Source organism: Rhizobium sp. BR 317, from assembly GCF_047445835.1.
Taxonomy (GTDB): Bacteria; Pseudomonadota; Alphaproteobacteria; order Rhizobiales; family Rhizobiaceae; genus Rhizobium; species Rhizobium paranaense.
The window spans coordinates 131,113-138,855 of the sequence record NZ_JARWLB010000016.1; the positions used below are offsets into that span (position 1 = coordinate 131,113).

General features: G+C 57.1%; 9 protein-coding genes and 1 pseudogene. 3 read left to right on the forward strand and 7 right to left on the reverse strand.

Going from position 1 to position 7,743, the window contains the following annotated elements; all coding sequences use genetic code 11:
* Positions 1 to 70: 70 nt before the first annotated feature.
* From QD357_RS23165 to QD357_RS23175, 3 genes are all read right to left on the reverse strand, one after another.
* The gene (locus QD357_RS23165; RefSeq protein WP_183940478.1) at positions 71 to 346 is read right to left on the reverse strand and encodes a hypothetical protein; all 276 of its coding nucleotides are present in this window, start codon (positions 344 to 346) and stop codon (positions 71 to 73) included.
* A gap of 388 nt (positions 347 to 734) precedes the next feature.
* Entirely contained in the window at positions 735 to 956 is a 222-nt protein-coding gene (locus tag QD357_RS23170; protein WP_183940480.1) for a hypothetical protein, read from the reverse strand.
* A 125-nt stretch (positions 957 to 1,081) separates the two neighbouring features.
* The gene (locus tag QD357_RS23175) at positions 1,082 to 1,291 is read right to left on the reverse strand and encodes a cold-shock protein (RefSeq protein WP_018902430.1); all 210 of its coding nucleotides are present in this window, start codon (positions 1,289 to 1,291) and stop codon (positions 1,082 to 1,084) included.
* 1,138 nt (positions 1,292 to 2,429) lie between these two features.
* On the opposite strand from QD357_RS23175, the gene QD357_RS23180 reads away from it, so the two are divergent.
* From QD357_RS23180 to QD357_RS23190, 3 genes are all read left to right on the forward strand, one after another.
* The gene (locus QD357_RS23180; protein ID WP_183940482.1) at positions 2,430 to 2,738 is read left to right on the forward strand and encodes a hypothetical protein; all 309 of its coding nucleotides are present in this window, start codon (positions 2,430 to 2,432) and stop codon (positions 2,736 to 2,738) included.
* A 997-nt stretch (positions 2,739 to 3,735) separates the two neighbouring features.
* A complete protein-coding gene (locus QD357_RS23185) occupies positions 3,736 to 3,987 on the forward strand; it encodes an Sf3a2-prov protein (RefSeq protein WP_414125124.1) in 252 nt (83 codons plus the stop codon).
* Between the two features lie 174 nt (positions 3,988 to 4,161).
* Entirely contained in the window at positions 4,162 to 4,425 is a 264-nt protein-coding gene (locus tag QD357_RS23190) for a DUF982 domain-containing protein (RefSeq protein ID WP_414125125.1), read from the forward strand.
* Between the two features lie 945 nt (positions 4,426 to 5,370).
* On the opposite strand, the gene QD357_RS23195 is transcribed toward QD357_RS23190, so the two are convergent.
* From QD357_RS23195 to QD357_RS23210, 4 genes and pseudogenes are all read right to left on the reverse strand, one after another.
* Positions 5,371 to 5,598 (reverse strand): hypothetical protein, encoded by a 228-nt coding sequence (locus QD357_RS23195; protein WP_183940488.1) that lies wholly within the window; start codon positions 5,596 to 5,598, stop codon positions 5,371 to 5,373.
* A gap of 49 nt (positions 5,599 to 5,647) precedes the next feature.
* Positions 5,648 to 7,009 (reverse strand): IS701 family transposase, encoded by a 1,362-nt coding sequence (locus tag QD357_RS23200; RefSeq protein WP_414125126.1) that lies wholly within the window; start codon positions 7,007 to 7,009, stop codon positions 5,648 to 5,650.
* Positions 7,006 to 7,323, reverse strand: coding sequence for a hypothetical protein (locus QD357_RS23205; protein ID WP_183940492.1), 318 nt, complete (start codon positions 7,321 to 7,323; stop codon positions 7,006 to 7,008). Before QD357_RS23205 ends, QD357_RS23200 begins: the two co-directional genes overlap by 4 nt.
* A gap of 297 nt (positions 7,324 to 7,620) precedes the next feature.
* A pseudogene (locus QD357_RS23210) lies at positions 7,621 to 7,743 on the reverse strand (ABC transporter substrate-binding protein); the annotation flags it as partial.

Sequence of the window (7,743 nt, forward strand, 5' to 3'; positions counted from 1 at the left end):
GCCAAGCCTGATCGCTGACTGACTGACTATCAGACGCTCTCGCTAGGTTGCCCCACCTTTGCCTCCCGCGTCAGGCTCGGTCATACGTAAATGATGTCAGCAGAGTGGTCACGAAGTTACTCGCTCGTTCCTTAACAAGCACTTCCGTCCATTCGTCAGTGCCTCGAAGCTTCAGGTCGGTGTAAATGCTGCCGACAGCCGCTTCTTCGATGCGTTTGATATGCGTCTTGAACGCCATCTCGCCGCCGGCATGATACATATCACGGATAATGATGCGCAGGATTTCCTGAATTGCGATTTGCCAGGCAGTATTGATCGCCTGGAGCTCTTTCATATCCTCTGCCATGGAGGCTCCCTATGGTACGAGTGCACCTCAGCATGACCTCGCCATGCTGCCGGCTTGTCCAGTGTCGTCGATTTCGTGATTGAGGCGACGCCGAAAGCCTAGGCTTGCCTTACGGTGGCGTAACGCCGTTCGCGTTCAGCCCTCACGCCCCCCTCTTAGGCGCTCCCATTCCTCGATTATCTTCAGGAGCTCGCGAGGCAATGGCAATGCGATCTGCCTGCCTTGCCACGTTAGCTGGGTCGACCGCAGTCTTTGCCGCATGGTAGGCGTTGGAGGAGAACAATCTAGCGTCCGCGTCCGCGTCCGAGGCTGCGGCGCCACCGTCAGCGAGTTCATTGTTTCTGGCGTTCTTCAAAGTTTTATCCTGACGAGGGTGTTGCCACACGGATCAGCGCAGTTTGCGTTTGGCGAGGACGTCTGACGTTGCAGACGTTCGTTCAGCCAGTTCCCTGGCAAGACGTGCCGCTCGCAGCCTCAGGGTCTTGGCGTTCCGGGCCTGGGCGACGGATTCGAGCTCTTCCATCGCATTGTTCTTGGCAAAAAACTCCGTCTGGAGACTGCCGAAGGCGATCTCCGCCTGCTGGCGAGATTTACTGTATGTCTCTGTCATTGAATTCCTAATGGGTTCGACGGGCGAGATGAAACAGAAAAGGCCAGGCGAACTGCCTGGCCCCAACTGATAGCGTGCTTCCGGCAGTGCCAGTACATCCGTGGTCAAAGGGAAGCAGATACCGATTAAGCGGACTGCAGATTGCAGGCCGACATCTTGCCCGACTTCATGTCGCGCTCGAGCTCGAAACCGATCTTCTGGCCTTCGACCAGCTCGCGCATTCCGGCGCGCTCGACAGCCGAGATGTGAACAAAGGCGTCAGCGCCGCCATTGTCAGGTTGGATGAAGCCGAAGCCCTTGGTGGAATTAAACCATTTTACTGTGCCAGTGGTCATGATGAACCCTTTCAAAGCATAGAGTGAGGGACCACAACGCCGATCGGCGGTGCGGAAGGTCATAGCGAATTTGAAAGAAAAGGTTCGTTCAGGGCGCGGTGCTAATCACGCGGCAACCAAAGCTCAGCAAGCAAAATCGATAATACGCTTATAGGGGGTTTGATCCGCCCCGTCAACGATTAGTTTTCCCGCCGATCACGCATCTCTTTATGGTTGTATCCAACAAAAGATTCCGTCTGCCAAAAAAGTGGTAGCGTTCAACCAAGGTGAGCGGCCAAAAAACCGCCTTCGCGCCTCGGCGGTCGAGCTATCCCTTCGCGGGTTCATCGGCATATCGGCCAACGATCACCGACACCGACAAATCTTTCTGATGCAAAATCCGCCTGAAGAGGTCAAGAGGTCAAGAGGTCAAGAGGTTGGCAGTATTAGGCAAGCTTTTGCGAGAATGAGGCATCGCTGGATTAGCCTGCCGCCGCGATCCCCCGAACTGAATCCTGCGCGACAACTGGCTGCCGGACCGCGTTTTCATATCCTACGGCGACATCGTCGATCATTGCTGCGCTACTTGGAACACGGGACCGGCACTGGAAGATGCTGTCCATCGGAACGCGCGACAGGGACACATTGGTTCTGACCAATGCCTATGGTTTTAATCATCGAGCGAGTTTCAACGTACGTCGACTATCGGTGACAGGCGTTTCCGACTTTGGCGCTGTGGCCTGGATCAGGCGGTCGCCATGGACCTGAAGGGTTTGGCCTACAGTGCTCCTGCACTCGTTTGGCGAAGTCAAGAACGCTGACGTCTGCGCCAGCCGGACCGACGATTTGCAGGTCAATCGGACCAAGCTGATCATCAACCCCGAGCGATATGCTGATCGCAGGCAGCTTAAAGTAGTTGGCGGTGTTCGACGTAAGTGAGAAGCCGAATGGCTAACGCGGTGCGCTGGACGTTCCGGGAGGCGCCTGCGGCACTCCGGCGACCACGCGGCAGGAGGCTCCTCGGCAAATCGGCCACCGAAGCAGGTGGCGGGTGAGAAGCAGCATTGGTGAGGCTATCTAAGCCGGGGCCACTTGCTGCTGGCGCAGCCCGAAGGCATAAATGGAACCTCAGTCAGTCGGGGAAAAAGAGGAGGCTGGAATGCCAGAGGCACCGAAACAGTTTGCAGCAAGCGCAAACGGCGACAAATGGTTTCTCCTACATAATGAGACTGCGGACGAGCAATTTGTGATCCACCGCGCCAGCGCCGCCTCCGGCGGTACTGAGACAAGATGGCCGGTGTCCAGTTTTCTGGAGCTCTTCGGCGATCACCCCCAAGGCCACGCTCTTCGCGAGGAATTGCGCGACGCTGTTTCTGCTGAAGAGAAAGCAACAAGCGAACGTTCGCCTGCGGCGCCGAAAACGGTGAATTCGTTCCCGTGGTCTCGTAGAACAGACCGCACTGGCTAGCCTGATACCCTGTCCCGGCTCCGGGCGGTGTTTGAGCCATCGTAGAGGGTTTGCATGAAATCTTCTGCAAGAGGATGGGCCGCCTCGACGGCGCGGCGGCTGCTCCTGCGTAGCGTTGATTGGAAATTCGGACGCAATCCGCCGCCTGATTCCGAGACGATGTCGCCGCCTTTTGGAAGGCGTCGGGAATGGTGTCCTGTCAATCAATACGCAAGTTTGGCAGTTTTGATGCAGTTGTAGCGATGCTGCGGTGCTGATTTTTAGAAAGGAATTAGTACGATGAGCACCAGGTTTCGCCTCTCTGATGTGGCCCATCAGGCTTCATCCTCGAACGCGTCACCCACATTGGCGATGAGATTTGCGTTCTGCTCTCGCGAGCGAACGGTTCGAAATCGCTATTGTCGCGAGGTCGCGGACCTGCCCCTATCGGGCAAGCGCGCCGGACTGCTCGTCGCACGTGGAGGTTCGCTTGCGACGCCGTGCTCTGCTACGGCGCGATAGCGTGTCGAAGCGGCACTTTGGCTCTCTCTAAAGCCACCCGGGCGTCGTCCGGCGGTTCCTGGTCGGTGATGATGACTTGGAATTCGTCGACTATGGCGAGAGCAGAGGGTTTGATTCAAACCCTTGTGGTTCACAAGCAGGCACCGACGCGCGGCGCTTGCGATGATCGCTCGTTTCGATCGGACTACACCATTATCCATATGGTACGCGGGGCCCGAAACAACGGGGGGTGAGATGACGGCGATATCTGGCCGATCCGACCGCGCGGTCTTCAGCGACCGGCCCGGATCGCCAACGATAAAGCAGCACGTTCCGCGCATCAAATAGCCTTAAATGGAGAGCGAGAGTCGCTTGCCAGCGGCGCTCTCCTTTTGCCTCTACCAAATGGCGACGCTTCGGCGGCAGCGTGGCTCTGATAAGGCGGGCTTTTGTGGCGGCCGCACAGGGGCCCCGAGACATTTCTGGCATCGCCTTACAAAGCAAAGAGGAAATCGCTATGCAAACCGAGCATCTCGCCGAGCTACCCGGATTCGGTATGGCACCAAAGCTTTCTGATCCGATGAAAGAAAGAGTGACCAAACCTGTGAATTTGAAAGTCTCCGATGGGGCAGCCAGAGAAGCCTACGAGCGGGGAGGCCATGCTGGCATGCGTGAGACCGAATGTGAAGAAAATCCTTATCCAGAAGGAAGCAAACTCGCGAAAGCCTTCGAACACGGCTATCTCGATGGGCAAAAGGTACAGCGGTGAGACGGTAGTCCAACGCATTTAATGGTTGTGTACGCTAGCTCGGTGGAGCGGTTGCCGACGCTCGCGGAAGAATTAAACTTGAAAAATCGCAGACTCTTGAGTGTCCCACACTGACTTATCCGCTTGTCGTACTGGCAATCATCGCAGAAGTTTCTGCGATGTCGGAGGAAATCAATGAACTCTGTGATCAAGATTGGCTTCTCGCTTACCTGGGAAAAGCCCGTCCTCATCCATGAGGGCGGCCTTTGTACCAGAGCCATAAGCGGTCCCAGAGAAGCTCTTCGATATCTGAAGAAGGATTTCGACCAGCGCACCGGTCAACTCTACTGGGACGCCGTTTTTTCCTGCGTGACTGCCCTTCGATATCGCTCCGCACCGAGCGTTGCCCGCCAATATTTTCTTTTCGCATGCGACAATGCTCGGATCGATGCCGACTAGACTGCCTGCGCCATCCCTGGAAGTAATCGGGACAAAGGGTTCGAGCCACCGCGGGAAAGAGATTTACATAAGGCTGTCTTTAAAAGCTGTAGGCTTCTGCTGCAAGAAGTAAGCGGCTTCATCTCCGATCGTTGATAACACGGCGAGCAGCGTCTTTTTCGTTCAGGATAGCACAGAAGACGCGCGCTTCCTGTTCTGGCAAACCCTCCAGTTTCCAAGTGGACGGCTTAGCCGACATGCCAGTGAATACATCATAGACCGCCCATGAAGAATCTACTTCCTGGCGTACGGCATATCGTCTGGTCTGGTTTCCCATCGCGTCATCTTGAAGGATGGCAACGGCCGAGATGGTCTTGCGCTCATCGATCCTCTCTACATACCACGTCCTGAAGGAATAGTCTGCGGACGCACGATTGATTCGAATGGATTGCTCATTCTGAGCTGCTGCTTTTCGCAACCATAGTACTGCCGCGTTGTCGTCAGGCTCATGGACGCTGCACCCGCTATCGCTCATATCGTCATAGACAACTGCCCGAGACTATTTTCGGCTTCCGGATCATCTTTCTCGGGCTCGATGCTCCCAGAGCTTTTTTGCGGTAATCACCTCTTGCGAAAGCCAGCGCTGCATCTGCTGCTAGCGCGGCATGCCTCGTGGAAGCTAGCAGAGCCAAAGCATCAAGCAATGATTTCACTTCAAATCTCCCGTAGAGGGGTCGGGACAACAGCAGCAAAATCACACATACAGTCAAATGGATTGTGAACTCTCGTCGCGAACCCGCATGATGGCCTGCGGGCTCGTCCTGAAGTTCATCGCATTCGCCGCTGTACTCGTCCCGTCGCGAGATCGTAGCCCACATCCTGATTTTGTTTGTCGCTCAGCGTCGAGCGACGGCCGAGGGCTTTTCCTTCTATTCGGGGCATGATTGGCATGCGGTGGGCGCGTCGCTAAAGACCCTGTTGCTCCACTCCAAGACGACGTCGGATCGAACCGTCTAGTTCTTTAGCAAAACCAAGCGCGGATTGAAGAACCATCGTTTCATTTGAAGCGACAGATCCTTGGTCCTTGATTGCGATCGGCAATTCCATCTTGCCGGCGGTCGCGGTCACGCGAACATTAAATAGAAGCTCGCCACCAAGCCGCTCCTCAACTTTGATCAATTCGACATTTGCCATCGTCACTCTCCCGTGCTGGTTCAGAACGCCTTTCGGTAGTCTTACTGCGTCACAAGTTTGTTGATTTTATCGATCCTTCATCCGGGAGCAGCATGGACATCGCTGCAGGCTGCGACTGAGTGCGACGGTCAAGTGTCTCCGGATAGTGGCGATCGAATTCGGCACGTGTCGCTCGGGTCGGATCGGGGGCTCCACGGGGTCGGCAACTTTCGGGAAGGCCAGGCTGCGGGCGGTTTTTGGTTTCGGTCGGTGCTGAGGGGGGAATCGTCTCCCTTTGGGAGATGAGGAATCCGTAAGCGGCGATGCAGAGGCTTGCATGGTGATGGAAGCCGCGCCAGCCGCGTCCCTCATAGTGGCCGAGCCCGAGTTCCTGCTTAAGTTCCTGATAGTCGCGTTCGATGCGCCAGCGCAGTTTGGCGGTGCTGACGAGCTTTGCGAGCGAAATGTCGGCGGCAAGCGTGGAGAGCCAGTATTTGAGCGGTTCAGCATCGCCCTCCGGCCATTCGATCAGCAGCCATTCCTCGGCGCGGGGCTCGGTCAAATTGTAATCCCTGGACGCGGGCCTCACCTGCACGGCGGCGAAGCGGGAACTGAGATCACTGTTGGTTCCTTCCCGCCAGCCAATCGTCTGCCAGGCATCTTGCGGCAGTTCCTGCGCCAACGCCTTGGCCGATACCGGGCTGTGCTCGCGGTTGCGACGCATCAGCGAAGTTGGTCGCCCCTTTCCGCGCCAAGGTTTGGGTGGCAATGGTCCCTCGCCGGGTCGCCAGACACTGAGTGTCGGTTGCACACCCACGACATAGTCGAGACCGAGTGCCGACAGGCCGGCGCGGAATGCGCCGTCGGCGCAATAGCCGGCGTCGGCCAACACCACGCCGGATGCGACTCCGGCCGCTTGGGCGGCGCGGATCTGATCGAGTGCGATTGCCGGCTTGGTCTGGAATGCGACGCCGTCAGGGATCTTCGCCTTGCGCCGCCGCTCGGCATCGCCGGCCCAAATCTCGGGCAGATACAGCCGGTAGGCAATTGGCAAGCTCGCTGCGACGTTGGCGACCGAAAGGCTAACCGCGACCTGGCAGTTGTCCTGCTTGCCGAGCTGACCGCAATATTGCCGCGCGACCCCGACCGAATGCTTACCCTTCTTGGGAAAGCCGGTGTCGTCGACGATCCACGCTTCAATCGGCCCATGTCGCTCGATCAGTGGCAGCACCAAATCGCCAACCCGCCGCAGGAGCGCCTCGTCCGACCACGGCGCCTGGCCGACGAAATGCGATAACGACTGATGTTTGGACGACACCCGCGCCGGCGCAGTTACCGCAGCCAGAGGCTCGACACTCTTGCGCTCCACCGGTAGCATGAGGCCGAGGCAGTAATCCTTCAGCGGCTCGGCGCGATCGGCATGGCCGATCACATCGACAAGCCCCTCGACATAATCCGCAAAGTCTGATTCACTTCCTCCGTCAGATCCACGGTCAACGCTTTCTTCCCGTCGGAGAGGCGTAGCCCATCCGGTGTTTGGGCAGCGAGACGGGCGGAATTGAGTGTGACTTTCCACTGACCGCTATCGACGGCGGCGCCGGCCGTTACACGCTTCACCTCCGGGTCCGTGCGGGTTTCATAGATCGATAGTCCGAGCGATAGCGCACCAGCCAGAAGGCCGCCGATTCCGGCGACGATACGCGTCCGGAGTGCCTTATTCGTTTTCTTGATGACGGATTGCTTCATCGCCGGATTCAATTGGGACTAGGATTTGCCACCGGGGATCGAGCAAGAACCAAGCGACAATCGTAATGTGGTACGCACGCGTGATCCGACAAGGGTGGTGATTTCAATCAGGTACACCCTGGCCGAGATTCCAGCCGCGGCCGTCTCGTCATGCTCTCCTGTTCCTGGCACCTAACCCGAACTCAGGCAGAAATTCTACTTATCCCCGCTGTTCAAATTTCCCGAGGCAGCTCTCTTTTATGCCTAGTCGTGAGAGGACTACCCGCTGCCGACTGGGAAACGGGTAGCTTGAGAATGTTACATGGCCTTTTTGACGAACTCCGTCGTATAGGTCTTCGACAGATCGATCGACTTGCCCTGAACATTCTTGGAGAACTCGGAGAGCACGGCAAGCACGGTCTTCGGCCCATCTTCCGGCAT

What these genes read in the sequence shown, in the direction of transcription:
- QD357_RS23165 (WP_183940478.1), bottom strand. Translation starts at nt 346, where the DNA reads ATGGCAGAGGATATGAAAGAGCTCCAGGCGATCAATACTGCCTGGCAA.
- QD357_RS23170 (WP_183940480.1), bottom strand. Translation starts at nt 956, where the DNA reads ATGACAGAGACATACAGTAAATCTCGCCAGCAGGCGGAGATCGCCTTC.
- QD357_RS23175 (WP_018902430.1), bottom strand. Translation starts at nt 1,291, where the DNA reads ATGACCACTGGCACAGTAAAATGGTTTAATTCCACCAAGGGCTTCGGC.
- QD357_RS23180 (WP_183940482.1), top strand. Translation starts at nt 2,430, where the DNA reads ATGCCAGAGGCACCGAAACAGTTTGCAGCAAGCGCAAACGGCGACAAA.
- QD357_RS23185 (WP_414125124.1), top strand. Translation starts at nt 3,736, where the DNA reads ATGCAAACCGAGCATCTCGCCGAGCTACCCGGATTCGGTATGGCACCA.
- QD357_RS23190 (WP_414125125.1), top strand. Translation starts at nt 4,162, where the DNA reads ATGAACTCTGTGATCAAGATTGGCTTCTCGCTTACCTGGGAAAAGCCC.
- QD357_RS23195 (WP_183940488.1), bottom strand. Translation starts at nt 5,598, where the DNA reads ATGGCAAATGTCGAATTGATCAAAGTTGAGGAGCGGCTTGGTGGCGAG.
- QD357_RS23205 (WP_183940492.1), bottom strand. Translation starts at nt 7,323, where the DNA reads ATGAAGCAATCCGTCATCAAGAAAACGAATAAGGCACTCCGGACGCGT.